Raw genomic sequence first — 26,155 nt, 5'->3', positions numbered from 1 at the left:
TTATTTCCCTTTCATCCGTTCTTTGCCTTCTTGACACATATAGAGTAGCGGACAGGCTTCACATTTAGGCGCTCTTGCTAGGCAGTGATAACGCCCAAAGAAAATCATGGTATGGTGCGTTTTCACCCAGAATTCTTTCGGAACTTTACGCATTAAGGTTTGCTCAACTTCAGTAACATTCGCATTTAGCTTACAAATTCTAAGGCGCTTGGACACTCGTTCCACATGTGTATCTACTGCAAAAGCCGGTTCGCCGAAAGCATCTCCCATTACTACATTGGCTGTTTTTCTCCCCACGCCAGGTAAACTGACCAGTTCATCTCTGGTTTGCGGAACTTCTCCATTGAAACGTTCTAAAAGTTGTTGTGCGCACGCTTTAATATTTTTTGCTTTATTGCGATATAAGCCAATGGTTTTTATTTTAGCAATAATCTCCTCCACCGGCGCAGCTGCTAAAGCTTCTGGTGTTGGAAAAGCTGCGAATAAACCAGGAGTCGCTTTATTTACCGATACATCGGTTGCTTGCGCACTTAAAATCACAGCAATTAATAATTCAAAAGGATTCTTATGTTTTAATTCACATTCTGCATTTGGAAACATCTCATACATAATTTCAATAGCTTCCATTGTTTTCTCTTTTGATAGCATGGCCCACCTCCTTTTTATTCACTGTCTTCTGGATTTAACCAATTGTGTAATGTAACCTTTGGTAACGCTTCTTGTGTCTGACCTTGTTGTTCAATCTCATTTTGAATCATAGAATCTTTTCGTTTTTTCTGATCAGCAGCAACTTGTTCTTTGGTGGTAATATTTTTACGCTCCCACGCAAGTAAAATACGATCAATATATTTTAAACTATACGCCTGATTTAAAACGGCTTCTCGCAACGCTAACCGGATTAACTCAGGGGAATAATGGTCCGTGTTCAACCACTGACCAATCATTTCTAATTCAATGGGTGAAAGTGGACGTCCGAATTCTTTTTCAAAGCCTTGGTAAAGCTGTTTAATTTCATCTTCGTGGTTTGCGACAACTTGTTTTTCTTTGCTCGTTTGTAAAAATAATTGAATCTTTTGAAAAACAGGCAGTAAATCATACGTATCCATCATTTGACCTTTTTGGTTTTGTTGTGTTTCAATTCGAATAAATCCGCGAGAAACCAATTGATTTAACAACTTATAAATCGTATCTGGCGTTTTGCCCATCGTCTCTGCAATCGCCATTAAGTCTGGAAATAAATCGCCTGCATTTTGCGAACGAAAAAGTTGCAGTAAAAAGAGAAATTCATCATCTTTCAAACCAATTTTTTGGTAATGATCAAATAGTAAGTTTGAGATTGTTGTTTCACCAGCTTCTAAATATTCACGAATTGATAACATTGTTGTTGTCCACTTCCCCTTGCTTGTTTCACTTATTGCACTTGATAAACATCAAAATAAATAGCTTTCATATAATCAATTAAATAACTAGGATTCAATTCTTCTCCCGTTGCATCATAAATTAATTGATTTGGTTTACGTGAAGCGCCGTACTGATGAATATGTTGTGTTAACCATTTACGGATATCAGAATAATCCTCCGAAGCTAAAATTTCATCAACAGATAATTCTTGTTTCATTGCGTGAAATAGTTGTGCGGCGTACATATAACCCAAGGCATAAGATGGGAAATAACCAAAGCTACCTCCAGACCAATGAACATCTTGAAGGACACCTTCTAAATCATTTTCAGGTGAGACGCCTAAGTACTCTTGGTATTTTTCGTTCCACACTTTTGGCAAATCAGCGACTTCCAAAGAACCATTAAACAACATTTTCTCAATTTCATAACGAATAATGATATGCAAAGGATAGGTGAGACTATCGGAATCAATCCGAATCAAACTTGCTTTCGTTTCTTTTAAAGAAGCATAGAAATCTTCAAAAGAAATATCATCAAAAGTACCTTCTGCGCATTCTTGGAAAAACGGGTATTGTTTTTGCCAAAAAGCCCGGTTGCTACCAATGATAATTTCATTAAAGAGCGATTGTGATTCGTGAATCCCCATAGAGGCACCTTCGCTTAGCGGCGTAAAGTCAAATTTAGGATCAAAATTTTGTTCATACATCCCATGACCCGCTTCATGAATCACACCAAATGTTGCCATTGAGAAATTATTTTCTTCCCAGCGCGTAGTAATCCGCGCATCATTTCGATTTAGAGCTGTCATAAATGGATGAACTGTATCATCTAATCGGCCTTTTGAAAAATCATAGCCTAATTGTTCAACCACACCAATCACAAAACGGCGTTGTTGTTCTTTGGTCATTTTTCTAGATAAAAAGTCAGTTCTAGGCGGCGTACCTTTTTCTGCCAAAACGGTCCGAATCTCTTGAATCCCTTGTTTTACTTGGTCGAATACTTGGTCTAGTTTCTCAACCGTCATCCCTGGTTCAAATTGATTTAATAACACATCATACGGAGTTTTTTCTTCTTTTTGCCAATAAGGAATGAACTCTTTTTGGAACGCAACGACCTTCGTTAAGGTTTCTTCTAACAAGCCGAAATCTTGTGCAGCGCGTGCTTTTAGCCAATCTGTATGTGCTTGGTTTAATACTTTAACATATTCTTGCATACGTTCAGCTGGAACATTTTTATTCAAAGCATATTCTTCTTTTACTTTTTCAAAAACCAGTTTCCCTAATTCAGATAATTCTTCAGGGCGTGTCTCAAAATAGGCCAATGCTTCTTGAATAACTGGACCAATACTTCGTTCAAAATATAATCCGGTTAAATACCCTTCTACTTCTCCTCGAAAAGGACTACTTTTTTCTGGCATCCCAGTTGATGAATCCCAGTCTAATAATGTCAAGGCATTTTTTAGTAATTGAATTTCTTTCACTTCTTGTAAAAATACAGCTTCCTTCATTTTTTACACCAGCTTTCTTAGTCTTCCCGTGGTTTTCTTGGTGGACGTGTTCCCCAGTATTGGAATAAATCTGTTCGTAAGGCTCCGTTGTAAAGCTTCCGTTTTTTAGTAGCTTTGGCACCATAATATTCTTCAAAAGCAAGATCACTCGTCAGTATATACTTGCTCCAAGTAGTTAACGGACGGAAAACATGGCCCATTTCTTTATACAAACGACGAACACTTTCCTCTTCTCCTAATCGCTCACCATAAGGCGGGTTAGCTACCATTACACCATATTCCTTCTCGGTTGTAAAATCTTTTAATGCCAATTGTTTAAAGGTAATTGAATCACCTAAACCAACTTCCTCAGCATTCGCTCGTGCGACTTCAATCATTCGCCCATCAACATCTGAACCACAGATATCTAATTCAACATCGTAGTCTGCCTTTGCCTCGGCTTCGTTACGTACTTTTTCAAAAATTGCTGGATCAACCCAATCCCATGTTTCACAAGTGAAACTACGATTAAAGCCAGGGGCAATGTTATGGCCAATTAATGCTGCTTCAATACAAATTGTTCCAGAACCACAAACTGGATCATAAAAAGGACGATCTTTGCGCCAATTGGTCAACATCACTAAAGCAGCTGCCATGTTTTCCTTAAGAGGTGCGCCCCCCTTTTCAATGCGATAGCCTCGTTTAAATAAACTTGGTCCAGTCGTGTCCAACGTCAACGTCACTTTATCTTTTAGCAGAGCCACTTCTAATTTAAACAAAGCTCCTGTTTCGGTTAAAGGCACCGTCGCTGGACGATGGTAAACTTCTCTTAAACGGTTAACAATGGCTTTTTTGGTGATGGCTTGGCAATCAGGAACACTATACAATTTTGACTTAATTGATTTACCTGCAACTGGAAATTCTGCATCTAAAGGCAAATAATCTTCCCAAGGAAGTGCTTTAACTTTTTCAAATAATTCATCAAAACTATAGGCGTTAAATTCGCCAACGACGATTTTAATCCGATCTGCTGTTCGTAGCCATAAATTGGCAGTGGCAATTGTTTCAACAGTGCCTTCAAAGACGGCCCGGCCATTTTCTACTTCACAGGGAATCCCTAAATCACGCAATTCTTTTCCAACTAATGCTTCTAAGCCACTAGCAGCCGTCGCAACAAGTTTGAATGTTTTTTCTTTCGTCATAAAAACTCCTTCTTGACTCTTTTTTATTGTCTGGAGCTAACAGTCCTGCCGACTACTGCTCCGCTTGTTTTTTGTAATTGTCCGCTTTCTCTGAACTAAACGGTCCTGTCTCGGCCTCTTTAGAACAGATAGCTTACTACTTTTATCTCAGTTTCTTTATTTTAACATTTTTTTATTCTTTTCGTAAAAAAAGCCTTCACAACTACGTTGGAAGGTCTTCCTGAATTACTTGTAATTTTCTATAAGCCATGTTCTGTATCACCAATTCTTCAGGAAAAATTGGTGACGGTCATCATCTATCTGCAGAGTAAACTCTGCCTCTTCTACTCGTTCATTTCCTTTAGAAGAGCGCCCCTACCATTGTTTGGGTTGCTCGCTCGAGGGGTTTACCGCGTTCCACCGATGGAGTTTCCCACATCGCTTCGTCACTGTGGCACTTTCAAGGATACTTTGACATAGTCGAAACCTTAGTCATTTTTCCTGCCGTTACTCTAAAAGAGTACCTTAGCTTATGATTTCGCTAAGCACGAACACTACAAGCATCTCAGCTTGTGCGAGCATGGACTTTCCTCAGCTTGCAAAAGCAAACCGCGATCACCCGAAAATTACAAATCTGTTTAAACGAACAGCAAAAATTTATACACTAAAACAAGTGTCCGCTATTCTAACAAATGCTTTCTGTTCCTCGTGAAAACTTGACTTAAATTGTCTTGTTAAAATTGACGTGTTTGTGCATTATCAACATCATGGTTCGCTGGTTCTGCAGTCATTGACGGTGCGGAAGGCGTTACAGGTGTTGAAGGTGTTTCATCTAACTTTTTACCAAAAACTTCACGCTCTAAGTTTGATAAACGTTTTAAAATATCAAAGTTGGTCACTGCTGCACTTTTTGGTACTTCTTGAGCAACACGAGGCGTTGGTTGGTTTTTTGATAATTGGTCTAATTTTGCCATTAAGCGGCTGTTTTCTTCTTGCAAGCTTAATAATTCTTTATTATAAGCTTCGTAGTCTTTAATAACATTGTCTAAAAATTCGTCTACTTCAATCGGGTCATACCCGTTCATCATTTTCGTTTTAAATTCTTTTTGTAAAATGTCTTTAGGACTATATACTAAATTTGCCATGTTTACACCTCATTTGTTTATTTACGATAGAAAATTTCATAGTTCCACAAATACTATTGTAACGAAAAATAGCTAGAAAATCAAACAGATTCTCTAATCAATCACCGAGTTTTGTAAATCATCCATTGTAATTAAGCGAATATCATAGGGTTCTCGTTCCGAAAAATGTTGTGCGTCCTTTAAAAAATACTCCGTTTTGCCAGGGTACTCTTTGTCATAAATAAGTAAGCTGCCCCCAGAATGTTCCAAAAGAAATTTTGTATGCATTTTTAATTGTGCTGGCGATTGATAGGGCTGGTGACTTACTGAGTTGATATAATCAGCCAAACTTTCCGCTTTCGTTAACAGTTCTCGATTTTGTTCATTCCAATTATTGCCAAAGTCTTTAAATGGATAAAGCAAACCTAGCTGGACTTCTGGATATTCCGTTTTTAATTCCCCAACTACTTCAGCTGTCCAAAGTTCAACACCTAAATTGCCAGAAATCAAAATCCATTCTACTCCCGCTTCAATATAACTGGCTAACTCTTTTTTTAAGACATTTTTAATAACTGTGATTTTCGGGTCTTTTCCTTGAAATATCCCCAATTCAAAGCTGCGATAACCGGTGACATAGAGGGTTTTTATCATTTCCATAAGTCATCCCTTTTCTTTCAGGTCTTTTTTTTGGTATAATACAGGCTAGGAGTGTGATAAACGTGACGTTCCATTATCCTAACGGAATACCTTATAATCATCATGAAGCACAATCACCAAAAAAACAAGTAAAAAAGAAACGCCCCGTTGAATTTGGTAATCGTGGGATGGATTTCGAAGAAGCGATCAATCAAAGCAATCAATATTATCTATTGAATAAGCAAGCAGTCGTTCATAAGAAACCCACTCCTGTTCAAATTGTTAAAGTAGATTATCCCAAACGAAGTGCGGCTGTTATTAAGGAGGCCTACTTTAGACAAGCTTCAACGACTGATTATAACGGTGTATATCAAGGCCGTTACATAGATTTTGAAGCGAAAGAAACGAAAAATACCACGTCCTTTCCCTTTAAAAATTTTCATCAACATCAAATTGATCATATGGAACAATGTATAGCACAACAAGGGATTTGTTTTGTGCTATTATGGTTTTCAAGCTTAAAACGCTGCTTCTTTTTTAGTGGTGAAAATCTAATAACGCATTGGAAAAACCAAGCAGTTACTGGAAAAAAATCTATGCCGCTTGCACTCATCGAGAAAGAAGGAATTGAATTATCTTTTGGAATCGCACCGCGAATCCCTTATCTCGACGCAGTGGAACAATATATTCAGACACACTAGATTCATAAAGTTTTGAAAGTATAACAAAGGAGTTGCTATTTATGCCAACCGCAAATTCAGGCTCGCGAGCTGCTAGACATGCATCCAACACCTCATCGAAGTCGAGTTACAAGAAAAAGACACAACCGCCGAAAAAGAAAAAACGGCTTGTTTTAAAAATCTTTCTTGGCTTACTTATCGCTGGGATGGTCGCTTTTTTAGCAGGCGTTGGTCTTTTTTGGTTCTATGCACGACAAGCCCCAAAATTAGAAGATGACAAACTGAATGCGACAGTTTCATCGAAGCTTTACGATATTAATAATGAAATTTTTGAGGATTTAGGCGCAGAAAAGCGTGAATTAATTCAACCAAATGATGTGCCTCAATTATTAAAAGATGCCATTGTTTCTGTCGAAGACCGTCGTTTCTATAAACACATTGGTGTGGATCCGATTCGGATTATCGGTTCTGCCCTTTCAAATGTCAAAAATGGTGGATTACAAGGCGGAAGTACCTTAACCCAACAATTAATTAAATTGTCCTACTTCTCTACAAAAGAATCTGACCAAACCTTGAAACGGAAAGCACAAGAAGCATGGATGGCTGTTCGTTTAGAACGTGAAAAATCAAAAGAAGAAATTTTAACTTACTACATTAACAAAGTCTACATGGCGAATGGTTTTTATGGAATGGAAACAGCGGCTGAAAATTATTATGGTAAACATTTATCTGAACTTGATTTACCACAAACGGCCCTACTGGCAGGAATGCCACAAGCGCCAAACTCATACGATCCCTATACAAAACCAGATACTGCTAAAGAACGCCGGGATGTCGTACTCTACACAATGTACGACAATAAAAAAATCTCGAAAGCAGAGTACGAAAAAGCCAAAGCTACCCCAATCGATGAAGGCTTAGTTCCATTAAAAGCCAGTGATGACAATCGAAAAGTCGTAGATAATTACGTCAAAGAAGTAATCAATGAAGTGAAAGCAAAAACTGGTAAAAATGTTTACACAGACGGACTAGATATCTACACAAACTTAGATATGAATGCCCAAAAACAACTTTACGATATTGTCAACAGTGATCAATACGTTGCGTTTCCAGATGATAAAATGCAAGTGGCTTCAACCGTTATTGATGTTGCCTCTGGACAAGTCCGAGCACAGATTGGTGGTCGTCACATTCCTGATGATGTACAATTAGGAAACAATTTAGCTGTTAACACCCAACGTGATGTTGGTTCAACCGTGAAACCAATCATGGATTATGGTCCCGCAATTGAGAATTTAAATTATTCGACAGGTCGCCTCATGGTGGATAAGCCAACGAAATATCCTGGTACCGACATTGATGTCTTCAACTCTGATTTAACATATCAAGGCGTCATTACTATGCGCCGTGCGATTATGGGTTCTCGTAACACGACCGCGGTCCAGACGTTTGATGAAGTTGGTAAAGAAAACATCATGCCTTTCATTAAAGGACTAGGAATTGACTATAAAAACTTAGAAGCGTCGAATGCCATTTCAAGTAACACAAGCGACGTAGATGGCGATAAATACGGGATTTCCTCATTGAAATTAGCAGCAGCATATGCGGCTTTCGCCAATAACGGGATTTACAACAAACCGTATTACGTAAACAAAGTCGTTTTCAATGACGGAACTAGCGTTGATTATCAACCTGATGGCAAACGTGCGATGAAAGACTCTACCGCCTATATGATGACGGATATGTTAAAAGATGTTTTAAACGGCGGAACAGGATTTAACGGCGCCATTCCAGGCTTAATCCAAGCGGCCAAAACAGGGACTTCTAACTATACTGATGAAGATTTAGCGCGAATGGGCACAACAGAAAAAGGAATTGCCCCGGATAGTACCTTTGTTGGTTATACAACACACTATGCCGTTTCTGTTTGGACTGGATACAATGATCGAAATACACCAATCTATCAAGAATACTATGGAATTGCCTCGGATGTTTATCGTGAAATAATGAGTTACTTGTCTCAAAATGTTTCAAACGATGACTGGGTGCAGCCAGACAGTGTTGTGCGGGTAGGTAATGAATTATACGTGAAAGATGCCTATGAGGTACCAAATGTACAAGTTTTACCAAGTACTACCTCTTCAGCACCACAGCCGGAATCTAGCAGTACGGTGGAATCCTCTTCCACAAAAGAAGCGGAAAGTTCATCAAGTTCTAGTTCAGAAAGTGCGCCTTCTTCCTCTGAAGCGCCACCATCAACCGAACAACCGGCAAGCTCTTCCTCAGCAGAGCAACCGGCAACATCGGAACAACCACCCGAACCATCAAGTTCTAGTTCACAAGAACCACCGCAACCACCTGAAAGTAGTTCTAAACCAGACGAAAATAAAGCAGCATAAAAAGTACGGGGCTCATCATGAGCCCCGTACTTTTTTAGATTAAAAATGGACGAAGTGAACTGAATCACTTCGTCCATTTTTACTTATTTACTTTCTTTATTTGCCAAAGCTGCACCAACGAATCCTTTGATTAAGCGTTGTGGGCGATTTGGACGAGAAATTAATTCTGGGTGGAATTGACAAGCCACAAAGAATTGTTTTTCAGGAATTTCAACAATCTCAACTAAACGATTATCTGGTGAAACTCCAGAGAAGACTAAGCCATTTTCTTCAAATAATTGACGGTATTTGTTGTTAAATTCATAACGATGACGGTGACGTTCTTGTACAACATCTTCATTTCCGTATGCTGCCGCAGTTTTCGTTCCTTTTTTCAATTTACATGGATATAAACCTAAACGTAGTGTGCCACCTAAATTCTCGATGTTTTCTTGATCTGCCATTAAATCAATAATGTTATTTGTCACGTCAGGATTAGTTTCTGCAGAACCAGCATCTTCTAAGCCCACAACGTTACGACCAAATTCTACACAGGCCATTTGCATACCTAAGCAAATGCCAAGGAATGGTACGTCATTTTCGCGAGCAAAACGAATCGCTTCAATTTTCCCTTCAATTCCACGATCACCAAAACCACCAGGAACCAAAATACCATCTGCTGAACCAATTCTTTCAGCGACATTTTCAGCAGTTAATTCTTGTGAATCAACCCAATCAATTTCGATATCTGAATCAAAATCAAATCCAGCATGTTTTAATGCTTCTACAACAGAAATATAAGCATCTGGTAATTCAACATATTTACCAACCAGCGCAATTTTTGTTTTCTTTTTCAAGTTAAGAACTTTCTCTTCTAATGCACGCCACTCAGTCATATCTGCAGCCGGTGCGTCCAATTTTAAATGATCACAAACAATTTGATCCATGTTTTGTGATTGAAGTGCTAATGGAATGGAGTATAATGTTTCAACATCACGAGATTCAATTACCGCTTCTGGATTAACATCACAGAATTGTGCTAATTTGTTTTTAGTGTTTTGAGAAACAGGTAATTCTGTACGGACCACTAAAATATTTGGTTGAATCCCTAAACTTCTTAATTCTTTGACACTATGTTGTGTTGGTTTAGTTTTCATTTCGCCAGCCGCTTTTAAGTAAGGAATCAAGGTTGTATGGATGTACATTACGTTGTCACTACCCATATCAGCTTTCATTTGACGCAATGCTTCTAGGAAAGGTAATGATTCGATGTCGCCGACAGTACCACCTACTTCTGTGATAATCACATCGGCATCCGTCATTTTCGCTGCACGCATGATTTTTTCTTTGATTTCATTGGTAATGTGTGGAATAACTTGCACTGTTGCACCTAAGTATTCCCCTTTACGTTCTTTACGTAAGACTTCTGAATAAATTTTCCCAGTGGTTACGTTTGAGTATTTATTTAAGTTAATATCAATAAAACGTTCATAGTGACCTAAGTCCAAGTCTGTTTCGGCACCATCATCTGTGACAAAAACCTCTCCATGTTGGTAAGGACTCATTGTCCCCGGATCCACATTAATATATGGATCGAATTTTTGAATCGTTACTTTTAATCCACGATTTTTTAATAATCGTCCTAAAGATGCTGCGACAATCCCTTTTCCGATAGAAGAAACCACGCCACCTGTAACAAAGATGTATTTTGTCATAATAGTTAAAAACCCTTTCTTTGATAATATTTTGTAGAGAGAAGTAAAACAACTTTGAGACTCTTACGTTTCTCCAAATAAAAAAGAAACAAAAATAGAAAAGCTCCCTATCCATTACGAATAGGGAGCTTGTAAGTTCGTTCAAACTTCTGACCTTCTTAAAGGTGCCCAAGTAGTATAATACAAGCAAACGGACATCAGGTCAAGTACTTCTATTCAAGAAAATAATTTTTTCTATTTTCTCATTTTTCTTGGGCATTCAACTAAAAAGCTTGACTCCTTCTTAGGAATCAAGCTTTTTGGTTTCTTACTCTTCAGAATATTCGTCATCAAAATCGTCTTCATCTTCAACATCATCGTCATCAATGATTGTTAAATCTTCTTCGATTTGCGGAATGTCTTCTTCATCATCGTCTGAATCTGCACCAATCTCTTGTAAGTCAGAGTTGTATGCTTTGATTTCTTCATCTTCATCTTCTTCATCATCGTACAAGATGTCTTCTTCATCATCATTTGTTAATTCAGCATCTTCTGGATCGTCATCGTTATAGTCAATTACATCTTCATCGTTTGGATTAGTGATGAAGGCATTTACTTTTTTACGTTTTCTACGACGTGGTGCATCTTCTTCGTCTTCTTCCAAGCCATGTGTAACTTCTTCATCGATTGAATCGATTGGATACCATGAACGTAAGCCCCAACGATTGTCTCCCAATGAGATAAAGCTACCGTCGATGTTTAAATCTGTATAAAATTGTGCTAATTGGTCACGAATTTCACTATCAGACTTGCCAAGATAATTTTGGATTTGGTTAACTAAATCAGAAAAATCCATTACATCTGCATGTTGTTCTAAAATAGCGTGTGCTACTTCAATCATGGATAATTCTTTTTTGTTTAACCCTTCAAATACATTAATTTCCAAGAGGTACACGTCCTTTCACAGTCTACTCCTTATCATACAAAAACATTGAAAAAAAATCAATTCTATTCTGCAATATTTATGCAGTAAATTCTAATTCTAAATGATATTCTCCGATTCGCTCTGTTTGAGAGTATAAATCATAATCAACTAAAATCTTACCAGACATTGGTTGGTCTTTTAAACTAACACGCAAATTATGTGTAAACGTACTAATCTGTAGCAAGCCATAAGGGGTTCGATAACTTGTATCTAATTTTTCCTGATAGCCAAATCTTAAACGCATCCGTAATTCACCGGCACGAATCAGCTGAACATGCCCGTCTGGTTCAATTTTAATGGTTACGGGGGTTGGTTCTGTATCCTCTAATAATTCTTCTTTGTAACGAATGTATAATGTATCACCCATTTTTACTAATTGACCTTCTAAGTCAAAGAAAAAATCTTTTTGTTCGTTGCCTTGTTGGACAATCGTTTTTAGTTGAATCGATACAGGAACGCCTGTTGATAAATCCATAATGGTCACTCCTTTTCCAAAATATAACTTTCTTATTGTTGACTTTTTCAATGTATTTGTCAACTAAAGTCAATTTTTCCTTGCTTATGTACCTTTTCTTATTGTATAAGCTCTTTTCACGGGTTGCAAGCATTTGTTTCATCTATTTAATAAGAAAACCGTTTACTATTTTAGAGAATTCCTTCAGAATTCGTTTATATAACATGCTTTTTTGCGTTTTTTGTATATAATATAAGAGAGAGTAAGAAAATAAACGTATTAAATGACGTAATTATAAATAGACAGGACGTTTTTTATGAGCACAACTTTTCCCCTTCACACTGAATCATTTATGCTCCTTGATTCAGGTTGTTTAACAAACAGTGACTATTTTTTACCTTTTGCCTTGACCGATGTTTTAACCACTTTTTCAGGAATGCAGCACCAACCAATCATTCATTTCTGGCAATTGGATCAAGCTATGATTCTTGGCATGAAAGATACCCGTGTACCTCATCTAAAAGAAGGCATCACTTCTCTGCAAGAAAACGATTATTCTGTAGTCGTTCGCAATGCCGGCGGTTTAGGGGTGATTGCCGATTCGGGTATTTTAAATGTTTCACTTATTTTACCAAATAATTCTGAACACAAATTAAGTATCGATGCGGCTTATGAATTAATGTGGGCTTGGCTCCGTCAGAGTTTTCCAGAGAAAGAGATTGACGCCTTTGAAATTACTACATCCTATTGTCCCGGTACTTATGATTTAAGTATTGGCGGTCAAAAGTTTGCTGGGATTGCCCAACGACGCGTCAAAGACGGTATTTCTGTCATGATTTACATCAGCGTTAACGGCAATCAACTTGCTCGTGGAGAAGTGGTGCGAGACTTTTACCTTGCTGGCTTACAAGAACAATTTGGTGAAAATGGCTATCCACCCGTTGATCCAGCAGTGATGGCAAATTTAGAAACCCTGATTGAGACTCCATTAACAATAGACGCCGTAAAAACCCGTTTAATCGAAGCATTACCTCAACAATTTGAAAAATCTATTGATCCAAACTTAACCGAACCAATTATAACCTCGGAATGGTTCCAAACAAATTTAACTGTCCAGCTGGAAAAAATGGCGCAACGAAACGCCTTAATTAAAGGAGAGATCGTATGACGATTCCGTATAAAGAGCAACGATTACCAATCGAAAAAGTTTTCCGTGATCCCGTCCATAATTATATTCATGTCCAACATCAAGTGATTTTAGACCTTATTAATTCTGCTGAAGTGCAACGATTACGTCGCATTAAGCAACTAGGTACTTCTTCTTTTACGTTTCACGGTGCCGAACATAGTCGTTTTTCCCATTCTTTGGGTGTTTACGAAATTACACGTCGGATTTGTGAAATTTTCCAACGTAACTACTCTGTGGAACGATTAGGTGAAAACGGCTGGAATGACGACGAGCGCCTGATTACACTTTGCGCAGCTTTATTACATGATGTCGGTCATGGTCCTTATTCACATACATTCGAGCATATTTTTGATACAAACCATGAAGCAATCACGGTCCAAATCATCACCTCACCAGAAACGGAAGTCTATCAAATTTTAAATCGTGTTTCGGCAGATTTTCCTGAAAAAGTCGCCAGCGTTATTACTAAACAATACCCAAATCCTCAAGTGGTGCAAATGATTTCTAGTCAAATTGATGCCGATCGCATGGACTATCTGTTACGTGATGCATACTTTACAGGGACTGAATACGGAACCTTCGATTTAACTAGAATTTTACGTGTGATTCGACCCTACAAAGGAGGCATTGCCTTTGCTATGAATGGGATGCATGCGGTGGAAGACTATATCGTTAGTCGTTACCAAATGTATGTCCAAGTCTATTTCCATCCTGTTTCTCGTGGGATGGAAGTGATTCTTGATCATTTATTGCATCGGGCGAAAGAATTATTTGAAAACCCTGAATTTGACTATGATTTACAAGCCTCTCTGCTTGTACCATTCTTTAAAGGGGACTTCACCTTACAAGAATATTTAAAATTGGATGATGGCGTCCTCTCTACGTACTTTACACAATGGATGGATGTGCCTGATTCAATTCTAGGTGATTTAGCCAAACGTTTCCTTATGCGTAAGCCTCTGAAGTCAGCCACCTTTACGAACGAAAAAGAGAGCGCAGCAACGATTGCTTATTTAAGGGAATTGATTGAAAAAGTTGGTTTCAACCCTAAATATTATACTGCCATTAATTCAAGCTATGATTTACCTTACGATTTTTATCGTCCAAATAAAGACCGTCATCGTACACAAATTGAATTGATGCAAAAAGATGGCTCATTAGTGGAATTGGCAACAGTCAGTCCCCTAGTTGCAGCACTTGCTGGTCAGAGTCAAGGAGATGAACGTTTCTATTTCCCTAAAGAAATGCTTGACCAAGGAAATAAAAAACATTACGATTTATTTGATGAGACGTATCGTGAGTTTTCAAGTTACATTCATAATGGTGCGTTAGTTTTAAAAAAATAGGTTTTCTAGGAGGATTCTATGTCAATTAAGTTAGTTGCTATTGATATCGACGGAACATTGCTAAATTCACAACACAAGATTACCCCACGGGTCAAAGAAGCGCTCCAAAAAGCAAATGAGCAAGGCGTTCGTATTGTTTTATGTACAGGCCGTCCTTTGCCAGGCGTGAAAGAACAATTGGATGAATTAGCCTTATATGGTGAAAATGATTTCGTGATTACCTACAACGGTTCGCTTGTCCAAGCAACCAAAGATAATACGATTATTTCACGCTATACCTTGAGTTATGAGGATTTTTTAGAAATTGAAATGTATTCTCGTAAAGTCGGCGCTCACTTGCATACAATTGATGATTCCGCTATTTACACTGCCAATCGCAATATTGGTAAATATACGATTCACGAAGCATCTTTAGTGAACATGCCTTTGAAATATCGTACGGTGGATGAAATGACACCAGAGATGAACATTATTAAAATGATGATGATTGATGAGCCGGAAGTTTTAGATCCTGCCATTGCAAAATTACCATTACATTTTACCGAAAAATATACGACTGTTAAAAGTACGCCTTTTTACTATGAAATCATGAATAAAAATGCTAGCAAAGGCAATGCTCTAGCAAAATTGGCAGACCATTTAGGCTTAAATAAAGACGAAGTGATGGCCATTGGTGACAATGAAAATGACTTATCCATGATTGATTACGCTGGGATTGGTGTTGCGATGGGCAATGCGACAGAAAATGTTAAAACAATTGCCGATGTGCATACCACTAGTAATGACGAAGATGGTGTCGCTCAAATTATTGAAAAAATGGTTTTAATTTAAACATTCTTTTCAATAACAATAACCCTCAATCTAATCAACATAGATTGAGGGTTATTCGTTATTTTATGATGCTGCCGCTAGCCATTTTTCAACGGCCCAGCGGTGGCTTCCTCTTTTTAATAAACGGACTGCTTCTTCTGGTGCAACCCAGTGTAAAGTATTGGTCCTTTCTAAGGGTTCGCTAAGTTGCCGCCAAGTATTCGCTACATAAAAATATCCAGGATTATAATAGGCCGTTTGGCGATGATTCGAATAAAAATATTCATCGGCTTCCCCTAAATAACGGCCAATTTCTACACTAATTCCTAATTCTTCTAGCACTTCTCGATGGATTGCTTCTTCTTTCGTTTCGGTGCCTTCAATTTCGCCTCCTGGTAAAAAATAAGCTCCATTTGGCGCTTGTACCAGAACCATTGTGTTATTTTCTGGCTTTGAAACAATAATGTATGCAGCATATCTTGTTTGATAGGTCAATGTCTCTTCTCTTTTTCCAAACGTTGGCGTTTTCATTGGCGCACCTCTTCTCTTTTCATCTATTTTACCTGAGAAATTCCTTTAGAACAAGTCAGAAACCAAGCGTTTTTCTCTACATTTCACGTTTATCTATGCTACTATTAACGTTGGAAATATAATTAAGTTTGAAAGGGAGTTTTTAACTATGAAAATGGCTCATACATGTGTGCGTGTAAAAGATTTAGAGGCATCATTAGATTTCTATCAAAAAGCCTTCAATTTTGAAGAAAGTCGCCGTCGTGATTTTCCAGAAAATAAATTTACTTTGGTTTATTTAACTTTACCAGGAGACGACTACGAACTAGAACTAACTTATAATTATGATCATGAAGCATACGATTTAGGCAACGGTTATGGTCATATCGCCATCAGTACAGATGATTTAGAAGGATTACACGAAAAACATCAAGCAGCTGGCTTAACTGTCACTGACTTAAAAGGCTTACCTGGAACTGCACCATCTTATTACTTTGTTGTCGACCCAGATGGTTATAAAATCGAAGTCATTCGTGAACGTTAAAAAGTTTCACTTGTTCACTTACTGAGCTTTTTGTGTTTGAGAGCTGTCCGAGACAAAACTTGTCTCGACTTCTTCTCAAACACTTTTTTCAAAAAAAGTGCTACAATAGAACGTATGAATTTATTGAGGATGTGATGTTATTATGACAAAAAAAATTATTGGAATCGCTGGCAATCAACTTTTGCAGGCAGCTGAAGTGTTTCACGGTAACCAAGTGACTTACACCCCACAAGGTTTTGTTAGCGCTGTTCAAGCCGCAGGTGGCGTTCCTCTCGTTTTGCCAATTGGCCCCAAAGAATTAGCCGCTACGTATATACAACAAATTGATAAACTACTTTTAGCAGGCGGTCAAGATGTTGCCCCTGAATTTTACGGACAAGAACCCCATATAAAATTAGAAGAAACGAATCGTGATCGTGACGAGTTTGAGTTAGCCCTAATTGAAGAAGCCTTAAAACAAAACAAACCTATTTTTGCGGTTTGCCGTGGAATGCAATTAGTCAATGTTGCTTTAGGTGGCACATTATATCAAGATTTATCGATGTATCCTCAATGGTCAGTTAAGCACGGACAACAACCCACTCAACCAATCTTTGCGACGCATCGTATTGATGTTGAACCAGACAGTCAATTATCAAACATATATGGTACAACTGGTCAAGTCAACTCGTACCATCACCAAGCACTACATACTTTAGGAAAAGATTTACGCGTTACTGCTTGGTCCTCTGATGGCCTTGCAGAAGCAGTGGAATCAACAAATGAACAGCAGCCTTTATTAGCTGTTCAATGGCATCCTGAACTAATGTACGCACGTGATGCCAAATCCCAAGCACTCTTTAACTACTTTGTTCAAAAATTATAGCAAAAACGGAGGGACGTCTTTCGCCCCTCCGTTTTTACTTGCTATCATACTTAAAAATCAAAATTATCTGGATCTGCACCAAAACGATGATCCTTATTTAACTGATTAATTGCGGTTATTTCTTCTGGCGTTAATTCAAAATCAAAGACAGCAAAATTTTCCTGAATTCTTTTTTCGTGAACAGATTTGGGAATCACGATAATATCATTTTGTAAGTGCCAACGAATAATCACTTGGGCCGCTGATTTACCATATTTTTCACCAATTTTCACTAGTACTGGTTCAGATAATAAATTACCTTGTCCTAGAGGAGACCAAGCCTCCACGGCAATCTTATTTTCGGCTAAATATTTTCGTAGCGGTTCTTGTGTTAACGTAGGATGTAATTCAATTTGATCCACCATTGGCACAACATTTGCTTCTGTTAATAAATCTTCCAAATGATGTTGATGAAAATTGGAAACGCCAATTGCTTTGGCACGACCACTTGCGTAAATTTCTTCTAATGCTTTCCATGATTCTTTATATTTACCAGCAACAGGCCAGTGAATTAAATATAAATCAACATAGTCTAACCCTAATTTTTCTAAGCTTTTATCAAATGCTTTAATCGCATTTTCATAGCCTTGATCTTCATTCCATAATTTCGTCGTCACGAAAATTTCTTCGCGGGGAATACCCGATTGACGAATGCCTTCGCCCACCCCTGCTTCGTTTTTATAAACGGCTGCCGTATCAATCAAGCGATAACCCGCTTCTAAAGCCCATTTTACTGAATTTGTTGCTTCTGAGCCATCTTCTACACGCCAAACGCCTAAACCTAGGCGTGGCATTTCATTGCCGTTTGCTAATTTTTTTGTTTTATCCAAAGTCATGTGTTTCTTCAGTCCCTTCATTTTCATTACTTTTAGTATACTACGCATTCTTCTTTCACGAAACAATCACGACTTGTCAGGTCATTTTCTTTATTTTTAATAAATAACGACGCCAATAAGTCAGCACTCCGATTAATGCCACAACTACAATTGTTCGACCGCTAACGCTTCCAATCCACAGTTTAACTGCAAGTAACCAGATACAAAAGAGATAAACACAGGACCAATTAAAGGAAACTTTCAATGTACATGATTCCGCAATTTCGATTATCTGACTACTAAAAAAACGACTTCCTAATCGTAAAGCGACTGGATTATGGAAGATGAATGTTCGTCGCTTGTCAGCCGTCAAGCGAGTGGCACATCGTTCATCAATAAAAATTGTTACAGGTAATTTAGAAAGTAAATCATTTTTTGCCCATTCAATTGAAACTTTCACGCAGCACTCACAACCTTTAACAAAATTATAAAATATATTATTTATTTACAAAATTATAACATTCCTAAAAAAACATGTTAAGTCTTAAAAAAAACTTTCTATTTTCTTCCCCTTTCGCCGAGAGATTTAGTATACTAAAAGAAGAAATTTTAGAGAAAGTTGGATTTTTATGTTGATACTTGGTTTAGCCAGTACTGAAACAGTCGATTCTTCTGCTCCTGATTTAGCAGAAGCGACCGTAAAAAAAGTGAGCGCGCTACAACGCTTTTGGAACAATATTAATTGGGATGCCATTGTCGCTACCTTAATTGAAAAAAGTTTATCAATTTTATTTTTAATTTTTCTATTTTTTATTATTCAGCGAATCGGGAAATATTTAATTGATCGCACCTATGCAAATTATAGTAAAAAGCAACATTTTAGTGAAAGCCGTTTAAAAACGTTACACACTTTAATTATTAATGCATTTCAATATACGCTGTTCTTTTTCTTCATCTATTCTCTTTTGACCATTGTCGGTGTGCCTGTTGGCTCATTATTAGCCGGAGCGGGAATTGCCGGTGTTGCCATTGGTTTAGGGGCTCAAGGATTCATGAATGACTTAATTACCGGATTTTTCATTATTTTAGAACAACAAATGGATGTAGGCGATTATATTCGCTTATTGGCGTTAAATATTGAAGGAACAGTTACTTCTGTCGGATTACGAACCACTCAAATTAAAGCGGTTGATGGAACTGTTCATTTTATTCCAAACCGAAACATCACCACAATCAGTAACCTGTCTCGTGCCAATATGCAAGTGTTAATTGATGTCCGCATCAATCCTGAAGAAGGTTATGAAAAAATTTGTGAAGTGATTACAGAAGTCAATGAAACGTTAAAAGAAAAGTATATCGAAAGTATTCAAACTGGGCCAGATATTTTTGGTATGGTTGATTTAGGCAATGGCAACTTTGCGGTGCGAACGACCATGTATGTACTAAACGGCAAACAATTTGCGGTCAAAGAAGAATTTCTAGCTCAATATATCAAAGCATTAACAGAGGCCGGTTTTACGATTCCCAATACGCCCATTATTGCAAAATAAAAAACAGCCACCAGATATTTATTAGTTATCTGGTGGCTGTTTTTCTAATTGTCCAATGATTTTAAAAACCCACTAACTGCCTCCACTCCAAACAATAACGCCTCTTCGTTCGGTTCAAACTTGGCAGAATGAAGGCTATAAGGACTTGCCACGCCTAACCAAAACATCGTGCCTGGGACTTTAGACAATAGATAGCCAAAATCTTCACCTGTCATTGCAACCGGTGCTTGTTGAAATTGAACTGTTGCTTGTTTGCTCATGTATTCAATCAAATTCGTGGTACATGCTGGCTCATTCACTACAGGTAAATACCCTTTCTGATCAAGATGAACAGTTACTTCACATTGAAAAGATTGCGCAATACCTTCACTAATTTCGCGAATTCTTCGCTGCGTTTGTTCATTCGTTTCTGCTGTCAATGTGCGAATTGTACCAGATAAAGTTGCTTCTTCGGCAATCACATTGCAGGCAGTCCCTGCATGAAAAGTCCCAAAAGTAACGACTGCCCCAATCACAGGATCAACATTTCGACTAACGATCGTTTGCGCTTGCTGAATTAAATTTGTGGCCGCTAAGACCATATCATTTGCTTGATGCGGAAAAGCCGCATGTCCACCTTTTCCTTTTAAGGTAATGTTCACTTCACAAGTGGCAGCAAACAATGTCCCTACTCTGGTACTAATAGTTCCGACTGGCAAATCAGGATTAACATGAAGCGCATAAAATTCATCAGGTAACCACTCACCAAACGCATGGTCTTCATACATCAACATCCCCCCTGCTTCATTTTCTTCAGCAGGTTGAAATAAAAATAAAAAGTTATTGTCTGGTTGCTGTTGACTTAATTCTTTCAAAACCCCTAAACCAATTGTCATGTGAAAATCGTGCCCACAGGCATGCATAAACCCTGGTCGTTTTGATTGAAAAGCAGAAACCACTTCCTCTTGAATAGGTAAACCATCAATATCAGCACGCCAGCCGATAGTTTTCTGAGGATTTTTGCCTTCTATGAAGACTAAAATCCCCGTTTGCCATGTTCGAACTTGCAGATAAGGTTGCTTCATTTTATCAATTTCATTAAGTAAAAAGGCTTGTGTTTCCTTTTCTTCTAAACCGATTTCAGGTATTTGATGTAGTTGCCGTCTAATCGCAATTAATTCTTCTTGCTCCACAAAAGCCACTCCTTCATTTTTGGGGTAATCGAAAGCCGCCATGAAGAAGTTTCTTCATCGCGACTGACTAATTTATTTTTAGAGTTTACGTAATTCTTCTAAAATCTCTGTTTTACTCTTGGTTTTATCATCAATTTGTTTAATTACTTTTGCTGGCACGCCTGCGACAACGGTATGCGCTGGAACGTCTTCCACAACTACTGCCCCAGCAGCCACAACGGCACCTTCACCAACACGAACCCCTTCTAGTACGACCGCATTCGCTCCAATGACAACCTCGTTTTCAATAACCACAGGTGCGGCACTTGGTGGTTCAATGACACCAGCTAAAACCGTTCCTGCGCCAATATGACAATGCTTCCCTACAGTTGCACGACCGCCTAAAACAGCGCCCATATCAATCATAGTCCCTGCACCAACGACGGCGCCAATATTTAGAATAGCCCCCATCATAATCACCGCTTGATCGCCAATTTCAACTTTTTCGCGAATCAAAGCACCTGGTTCAATCCGAGCATTAATGTCTTTCAGATCAAGAAAAGGAATTGCAGAGTTACGTGCATCGTTTTCTACAACATAATCCTCAATTTTTTCTTTGTTTGCTTCTAAAAAAGGTTTTACGTCAGCCCAATCGCCAAACAGTGTCCCAGTTTTACAATTATTAAAGACCTTAATTGTTTCCGGAAACGTGACTTCTTTTAATTGCCCTTTCAGTGTTACTTTAACAGGCGTTTGCTTTTTGGCATCGCCAATATACTGAATAATCTCATATGCGTCCAATCACAGCACTCCTTTACTTCGTGTTATCATACAGAATAACGCATTTATGAGAAAAAAGTAAAGAGTTTCTTGCGTTTTATTTAAATTACTTTCATTTCTTCTTCTGATTTAGGCAGAACAAGATGATGTTTTTCTAACTCATGCGCCATATGATTGACCGCTTTTAAAATTTCTTTGCGTGTAATGATACCTTTAAAGCGTTGATTATCATCAACCACTGGTAAAAAAGAAGCATCTACTAATAAATGTAACACTTCTTCTAAATCCCACGATTCACCAATTACAGGAACATTGACTTCCATTACATCGGCCACAGTAAATTCATTCAATTTTTCAAAATCCACTGAAGTCAAATCAAACATTTTATCTACAACGTCTGTCAAGCCGATTAAGCCAACAAAGCGATCTCCCTTATCTAACACAGGAATCTTGGAATAGCGAACTTGCGATAAGACTAATGCCGCGTGACTTAAAGGATTTAAACACATTACATTGGCGACATTTTCGGCAGGTACTAAAAACGTTTCTTGTTTTTCTAATAATAATTCTTTTACAGCAGTCCCTATCATGATTGGGTTGCCTCCATTTCTAATTCTTTAACACGTAACTTATTGTACCTAATTCTGCGAAAAAAGTCTTGGAATTCGCAAATTCTTCATAACTTAACAAACGAAAATTAACGTTTTGTTCTATTCTCCCCAAAAAAAGAGAACGCTTTCTTAAAAAATAAAAAATTGATAGTAGAACATTCCCTCGCTGGCTTATGTTCTACTATCAGGTAAAAAATCGACTTTTTTACTTCGTAAACGTTGCCTTTAATCGTTCCAACGGTTGGTGCTCTTTGTTATAGTACTGAACGAGATATTGTTCAGGTGTACTTTCAATTATGGCATATGTTTTCTCTTGAACTGGTCCACGAGGTAAACGAATACTTCCCGGATTAACAAAGAGAATGTTATTGTGTCGCTCTGCGCCGAGTACATGAGTGTGACCAAATAAGGCAATTGTCGCTCCTGCTTCTTCCGCTTGTAAAGCAAGTGTCGTGAGCCCCATTCTAACATTGGCCAAATGACCATGTGTCATATAAATAACTTGATCTCCCACTTTTTTAGTCACAGTTTTGGGAAATTCATCATAAAAATCACAATTTCCTTGGACTACAATTAATTTCTGCCAAAGTTCATCTGTCGGTTCTAATTCAGAATCACCACAGTGAAAGAGTGCATCGACTTGTCCTTCATAATGATTCACTAAGTCAACTAAACAGTCACGGTCGCCATGATTATCGCTTACTACCAAGATTTTCATACGTTTCAACTCCTATTTTTTTAGCCATTCTTCCCATTGTTCTTTTAATTTTGCCACTGCTTGTCCACGATGACTAACTTTATTTTTCTCTTCTCCAGACAATTCAGCTGCCGTTTTACCAAGCTCTGGGACATAGAAAAGTGAATCGTACCCAAAGCCTCCTTCACCACGAGGAATCGTGCCGACTTCTCCGGGCCATTCAGCTTCGACCACCAGACTTTCTTTCTTTGGTTCAGCAAAAACCAATGTACAATGGAAACGCGCTTGTCTTTTTTCTTTTGGCACGCCCGTTAACTCATGCAATAGTTTCGCATTATTTGAAGCATCGTTAGTTGGTTCACCAGCAAAACGAGCAGAATAGATTCCTGGCATTCCCCCTAACGCATCAACAATTAATCCTGAATCATCTGCTAATACTGGTTTCTGTAAAATTTCTGCAATTGTTTCAGCTTTTAGACGAGCATTTTCTTCAAATGTTCGACCAGTTTCTTCTACATCTGGCAAATTCGGATAATCTAATAACGTCTTAACTGTATATCCTTTTTCACCAAAAATTGAACTAAACTCTTTCGCTTTACCAGGATTTCTAGTTGCAATGACAATCACTTTCTCTTCTGAATCTTGCGAAGGGACTTCTTCAGAGGCTAAAGCATAAAGCGCTTCTTTCTGATACGCAATTAATTCCTCAATCCCTGTTTTTCCATAAAAGAGCATGGCATTTAACTCATCTCCTGAGAAGGTAGCTTCTTCACCCGTTCCTTGAATTTCCACAAATTCACCAGACTCGGTCATCACGATGTTCATATCCACTGCAGCATTCGAGTCCTCTGCGTAATCTAAGTCCAGCACACAATAACCATCGGGTAAAATACCCACGCTGACAGCAGCTAAATGCTCTTTAATTGGGTCTTCCGCTAGCGCACCAGTCATCAATAAATGATTAACTGCTAAGCGTAGAGCAACAAAAGCGCCTGTAATACTAGCAGTACGGGTTCCACCATCTGCTTGAATCACATCACAATCGACAACAATGCTCCGTTCCCCTAACTTTTCTAAGTCAACAACAGCTCGCAATGACCGCCCAATCAAACGTTGAATCTCCATTGTTCGCCCTGTTAATTTTCCTTTCGCACTTTCCCGAATATTTCTTGTGTTCGTCGCGCGAGGGAGCATGCTATATTCAGCTGCTACCCAACCTGTTCCCCCGCCTCGTAAAAATGGGGGAACCTTTTCTTCGACAGTGGCTGAGCAAATTACTTTTGTATCGCCAAACGAAATAACCACCGAACCTTCTGGATGTTTAAAAACATTGGTTTCAATAGTGATCTTTCGCAATTCTTTTGGTGCACGACTATCATGTCTAATCATTTTCGTTTCCTCCTAAGTGAATCTGTTGTGCTTTTAAGTTCTCTATACCAAGCCAACTGCTTGCAATCTCTTCAAACATTTTTGCAGAACCAGTTGTATAAAATTCATGGGGCTGTGTAGGCGCTTCAGGCGTGTGGGCAATGTCAAAATAATCGAGAAGCATGCTAACTTCGCCAACTGTTTCGGCTCCTGAGTCAATTAATGTCACATGACTTCCCATCACATTTTGAATCACCGGACGTAACAACGGGTAATGGGTACAACCTAAAATCAACGTATCAAGTCCTTTTAATTGTAATGCTTGAAGTGTTTCTGCCACAATTTTTTTTGCTACGGAAGAACGATATTGATTACTTTCAACAATGGGGACAAATTTAGGGCAAGCTAAACTAGTCACCTCAATTGCTGGTGCCTTACTTTTAATGGCGATTTCATAGGAAGCACTTTTGATTGTCCCTAAGGTACCTATGACACCAATTTTGTTATTTTTTGTGACTTTAACGGCTGCTCGTGCGCCAGGTAAAATAACACCGACAACTGGAATTGGCAAGGCAGCTTTAATTTCTTCTAATGCGACAGCCGTCGCGGTATTACATGCGATTACTAGCATTTTTATTCGTTTTTTCAATAAAAAATCGGCCATTTCCCAAGTAAACTGAACGACTTGTTCGGCTGGTCGTGGGCCATATGGGCAACGGGCTGTATCTCCTAAATAAATTAATCGTTCATTTGGTAATTGTTTTAGCGCTTCCTTTAAAACAGTTAATCCACCAACGCCAGAATCAATTAATCCAATGGCTTCTTGATTGCTCATTCTCATCCTACCTTTGCCTTTTATTCACTGCCTTTATTTTCTACTTTTTAAGGACTATTGTCAATTTTTCCTGTTTTGCTCTCATTTATTTCTTTTTTTGAAGGAAATCTTTTTCGATTAAAAAACTAGTAATTCATTTTTTTGTATGTTATAATTCCTAACATTGAGAATACAATTAGAAATACATTTGGTTAATTTAATTTAAATAACACGTTTCTCACCGAATCCTCTGTTATCTTTTCTACCAAATGATTGCAAAGGAGACTGCCTATGATTTCTTTAGAACATGTAAATAAGTATTTTGGGGAGCATCACGTTTTAAAAGATATTACTTTAAATGTAGAACAAGGAGAAAAAATTGTCATTATCGGACCCTCTGGCTCTGGCAAAAGTACATTAATTCGGTGTATGAACCAATTGGAAAAAGTCAATGATGGTTCCGTCGTAATTGATAACATCGACATCACCAAACCGAAGGCACCGATTCAAAAGGTTCGCCAGAAAGTTGCCATGGTCTTTCAAAATTTTAACTTATATGCTCACAAAACGATTATTGATAATTTAACGTTAGCACCGATTAAAGTGATGGGCGTTTCCAAAGACGAAGCGGTTCGTACTGGCATGGAGTATTTAGAACGAGTCGGCTTAGCTGATAAAGCTTCTGCTTATCCTTCGCAGCTTTCTGGCGGGCAGCAACAACGGGTCGCTATTGCTCGTGCCTTAAATATGCATCCTGAGATTATCCTTTTTGATGAACCGACTTCGGCACTTGATCCAGAAATGATTCAAGAAGTTTTAGATGTAATGGTCGATCTTTCCAAACAAAATATTACCATGGTTTGTGTCACACATGAGATGGGCTTTGCTCGTCAAGTGGCTGACCGTGTAATCTTCATGGACCAAGGACAGATTATTGAACAAGGAACACCTGAACATTTCTTTACAAGCACTGAAAACCCTCGTGCAAAAGAATTTCTAAGCAAAATTATTCATAACGGGTAATGAATAAAAAAACAAAAAATTGGA

General features: G+C 38.2%; 27 protein-coding genes and 1 other RNA gene. 9 read left to right on the top strand and 19 right to left on the bottom strand.

All coding sequences use genetic code 11. From position 1 onward, the window contains the following. The 7 genes from nth to IGK03_RS05045 all read right to left on the bottom strand — a co-directional run bounded on the left by nth (nt 1) and on the right by IGK03_RS05045 (nt 5,849). On the bottom strand, nt 1-648 hold the full coding sequence (nth, locus tag IGK03_RS05075; RefSeq protein WP_202334799.1) for an endonuclease III: 648 nt from the start codon (nt 646-648) through the stop codon (nt 1-3). 14 nt (nt 649-662) lie between these two features. Beyond that, nucleotides 663-1,379, bottom strand: coding sequence for a DnaD domain protein (locus tag IGK03_RS05070; protein ID WP_002361632.1), 717 nt, complete (start codon nt 1,377-1,379; stop codon nt 663-665). Nucleotides 1,380-1,411: 32 nt separating this feature from the next. After that, the gene (locus IGK03_RS05065; protein ID WP_010707698.1) at nt 1,412-2,908 is read right to left on the bottom strand and encodes a carboxypeptidase M32; all 1,497 of its coding nucleotides are present in this window, start codon (nt 2,906-2,908) and stop codon (nt 1,412-1,414) included. Between the two features lie 17 nt (nt 2,909-2,925). Then, on the bottom strand, nt 2,926-4,089 hold the full coding sequence (locus IGK03_RS05060; protein WP_002357989.1) for a THUMP domain-containing class I SAM-dependent RNA methyltransferase: 1,164 nt from the start codon (nt 4,087-4,089) through the stop codon (nt 2,926-2,928). A gap of 237 nt (nt 4,090-4,326) precedes the next feature. Next, an RNA gene (rnpB, locus tag IGK03_RS05055) (RNase P RNA component class B) lies at nt 4,327-4,695 on the bottom strand. Nucleotides 4,696-4,802: 107 nt separating this feature from the next. Beyond that, a complete protein-coding gene (gene gpsB / locus IGK03_RS05050) occupies nt 4,803-5,213 on the bottom strand; it encodes a cell division regulator GpsB (protein WP_010775738.1) in 411 nt (136 codons plus the stop codon). Between the two features lie 93 nt (nt 5,214-5,306). Continuing rightward, nucleotides 5,307-5,849 (bottom strand): DUF1273 domain-containing protein, encoded by a 543-nt coding sequence (locus IGK03_RS05045; RefSeq protein ID WP_002360568.1) that lies wholly within the window; start codon nt 5,847-5,849, stop codon nt 5,307-5,309. A gap of 62 nt (nt 5,850-5,911) precedes the next feature. On the opposite strand from IGK03_RS05045, the gene recU reads away from it, so the two are divergent. Together recU and IGK03_RS05035 are read left to right on the top strand one after the other, a co-directional pair. After that, nucleotides 5,912-6,529, top strand: coding sequence for a Holliday junction resolvase RecU (gene recU, locus IGK03_RS05040; protein WP_002388848.1), 618 nt, complete (start codon nt 5,912-5,914; stop codon nt 6,527-6,529). A gap of 41 nt (nt 6,530-6,570) precedes the next feature. Further along, complete coding sequence (locus IGK03_RS05035) at nt 6,571-8,907, top strand: PBP1A family penicillin-binding protein (RefSeq protein ID WP_002360569.1); 2,337 nt, start codon at nt 6,571-6,573, stop codon at nt 8,905-8,907. Nucleotides 8,908-8,990: 83 nt separating this feature from the next. On the opposite strand, the gene IGK03_RS05030 is transcribed toward IGK03_RS05035, so the two are convergent. The 3 genes from IGK03_RS05030 to IGK03_RS05020 form a co-directional block, all read right to left on the bottom strand. Next, nucleotides 8,991-10,601 (bottom strand): CTP synthase, encoded by a 1,611-nt coding sequence (locus IGK03_RS05030; protein ID WP_010713519.1) that lies wholly within the window; start codon nt 10,599-10,601, stop codon nt 8,991-8,993. A gap of 307 nt (nt 10,602-10,908) precedes the next feature. After that, nucleotides 10,909-11,526 carry a DNA-directed RNA polymerase subunit delta gene (gene rpoE, locus IGK03_RS05025; protein WP_002357996.1) on the bottom strand — a complete coding sequence of 206 codons (618 nt, stop codon included), beginning with the start codon at nt 11,524-11,526 and terminating at the stop codon, nt 10,909-10,911. A gap of 76 nt (nt 11,527-11,602) precedes the next feature. Continuing rightward, complete coding sequence (locus tag IGK03_RS05020) at nt 11,603-12,040, bottom strand: DUF1934 domain-containing protein (protein WP_002382132.1); 438 nt, start codon at nt 12,038-12,040, stop codon at nt 11,603-11,605. Nucleotides 12,041-12,371: 331 nt separating this feature from the next. Here IGK03_RS05020 and IGK03_RS05015 point away from each other — a divergent pair, with 331 nt between their 5' ends. Genes IGK03_RS05015 through yidA form a run of 3 tightly spaced genes read left to right on the top strand, consistent with a single transcriptional unit; the run spans nt 12,372 to nt 15,385 of the window. After that, nucleotides 12,372-13,187, top strand: a complete 816-nt coding sequence (locus IGK03_RS05015; RefSeq protein WP_016629983.1) for a lipoate--protein ligase family protein — start codon at nt 12,372-12,374, stop codon at nt 13,185-13,187. Then, nucleotides 13,184-14,554: a dNTPase gene (locus IGK03_RS05010; protein WP_002357999.1), complete on the top strand. Its 1,371-nt coding sequence runs from the start codon at nt 13,184-13,186 to the stop codon at nt 14,552-14,554. The genes IGK03_RS05015 and IGK03_RS05010 overlap by 4 nt, the downstream gene beginning before the upstream one ends. Nucleotides 14,555-14,572: 18 nt before the next feature. Beyond that, on the top strand, nt 14,573-15,385 hold the full coding sequence (gene yidA / locus IGK03_RS05005; protein WP_002377829.1) for a sugar-phosphatase: 813 nt from the start codon (nt 14,573-14,575) through the stop codon (nt 15,383-15,385). A 63-nt stretch (nt 15,386-15,448) separates the two neighbouring features. On the opposite strand, the gene IGK03_RS05000 is transcribed toward yidA, so the two are convergent. After that, a complete protein-coding gene (locus tag IGK03_RS05000; protein WP_002363716.1) occupies nt 15,449-15,895 on the bottom strand; it encodes an NUDIX hydrolase in 447 nt (148 codons plus the stop codon). Nucleotides 15,896-16,043: 148 nt separating this feature from the next. On the opposite strand from IGK03_RS05000, the gene gloA reads away from it, so the two are divergent. Together gloA and IGK03_RS04990 are read left to right on the top strand one after the other, a co-directional pair. Beyond that, entirely contained in the window at nt 16,044-16,418 is a 375-nt protein-coding gene (gene gloA, locus IGK03_RS04995) for a lactoylglutathione lyase (protein WP_002358003.1), read from the top strand. A gap of 142 nt (nt 16,419-16,560) precedes the next feature. Then, nucleotides 16,561-17,283: a gamma-glutamyl-gamma-aminobutyrate hydrolase family protein gene (locus IGK03_RS04990; RefSeq protein ID WP_002358005.1), complete on the top strand. Its 723-nt coding sequence runs from the start codon at nt 16,561-16,563 to the stop codon at nt 17,281-17,283. A 50-nt stretch (nt 17,284-17,333) separates the two neighbouring features. On the opposite strand, the gene IGK03_RS04985 is transcribed toward IGK03_RS04990, so the two are convergent. Further along, a complete protein-coding gene (locus IGK03_RS04985; RefSeq protein WP_002382129.1) occupies nt 17,334-18,206 on the bottom strand; it encodes an aldo/keto reductase in 873 nt (290 codons plus the stop codon). Nucleotides 18,207-18,234: 28 nt separating this feature from the next. Then, the gene (locus IGK03_RS04980; protein ID WP_002358008.1) at nt 18,235-18,597 is read right to left on the bottom strand and encodes a hypothetical protein; all 363 of its coding nucleotides are present in this window, start codon (nt 18,595-18,597) and stop codon (nt 18,235-18,237) included. Nucleotides 18,598-18,766: 169 nt separating this feature from the next. Here IGK03_RS04980 and IGK03_RS04975 point away from each other — a divergent pair, with 169 nt between their 5' ends. Next, nucleotides 18,767-19,687 carry a mechanosensitive ion channel family protein gene (locus IGK03_RS04975; RefSeq protein WP_002382128.1) on the top strand — a complete coding sequence of 307 codons (921 nt, stop codon included), beginning with the start codon at nt 18,767-18,769 and terminating at the stop codon, nt 19,685-19,687. A gap of 44 nt (nt 19,688-19,731) precedes the next feature. Here IGK03_RS04975 and IGK03_RS04970 read toward each other — a convergent pair whose 3' ends face one another. The 6 genes from IGK03_RS04970 to racE form a co-directional block, all read right to left on the bottom strand. Continuing rightward, nucleotides 19,732-20,901 (bottom strand): N-acetyldiaminopimelate deacetylase, encoded by a 1,170-nt coding sequence (locus IGK03_RS04970; RefSeq protein WP_016617864.1) that lies wholly within the window; start codon nt 20,899-20,901, stop codon nt 19,732-19,734. Between the two features lie 36 nt (nt 20,902-20,937). Further along, the gene (dapD, locus tag IGK03_RS04965; RefSeq protein WP_002358012.1) at nt 20,938-21,639 is read right to left on the bottom strand and encodes a 2,3,4,5-tetrahydropyridine-2,6-dicarboxylate N-acetyltransferase; all 702 of its coding nucleotides are present in this window, start codon (nt 21,637-21,639) and stop codon (nt 20,938-20,940) included. An 80-nt stretch (nt 21,640-21,719) separates the two neighbouring features. Further along, the gene (gene cbpB, locus IGK03_RS04960) at nt 21,720-22,208 is read right to left on the bottom strand and encodes a cyclic-di-AMP-binding protein CbpB (RefSeq protein ID WP_002358013.1); all 489 of its coding nucleotides are present in this window, start codon (nt 22,206-22,208) and stop codon (nt 21,720-21,722) included. A 226-nt stretch (nt 22,209-22,434) separates the two neighbouring features. Continuing rightward, nucleotides 22,435-22,947 (bottom strand): metallophosphoesterase, encoded by a 513-nt coding sequence (locus IGK03_RS04955; protein WP_002381991.1) that lies wholly within the window; start codon nt 22,945-22,947, stop codon nt 22,435-22,437. A gap of 12 nt (nt 22,948-22,959) precedes the next feature. Next, complete coding sequence (gene rph / locus IGK03_RS04950) at nt 22,960-24,315, bottom strand: ribonuclease PH (RefSeq protein WP_002369622.1); 1,356 nt, start codon at nt 24,313-24,315, stop codon at nt 22,960-22,962. Further along, entirely contained in the window at nt 24,308-25,135 is an 828-nt protein-coding gene (racE, locus tag IGK03_RS04945) for a glutamate racemase (RefSeq protein ID WP_002358027.1), read from the bottom strand. Before racE ends, rph begins: the two co-directional genes overlap by 8 nt. 264 nt (nt 25,136-25,399) lie before the next feature. On the opposite strand from racE, the gene IGK03_RS04940 reads away from it, so the two are divergent. After that, nucleotides 25,400-26,131, top strand: coding sequence for an amino acid ABC transporter ATP-binding protein (locus IGK03_RS04940; RefSeq protein ID WP_002360585.1), 732 nt, complete (start codon nt 25,400-25,402; stop codon nt 26,129-26,131). The last annotated feature ends 24 nt before the right edge of the window (nt 26,132-26,155 follow it).

This window comes from Enterococcus sp. DIV2453a (assembly GCF_050533535.1).
Taxonomy (GTDB): Bacteria; Bacillota; Bacilli; order Lactobacillales; family Enterococcaceae; genus Enterococcus; species Enterococcus faecalis.
Note: the sequence above shows the minus strand (reverse complement) of the source record. Positions and strands in the feature narration are given on the sequence as shown.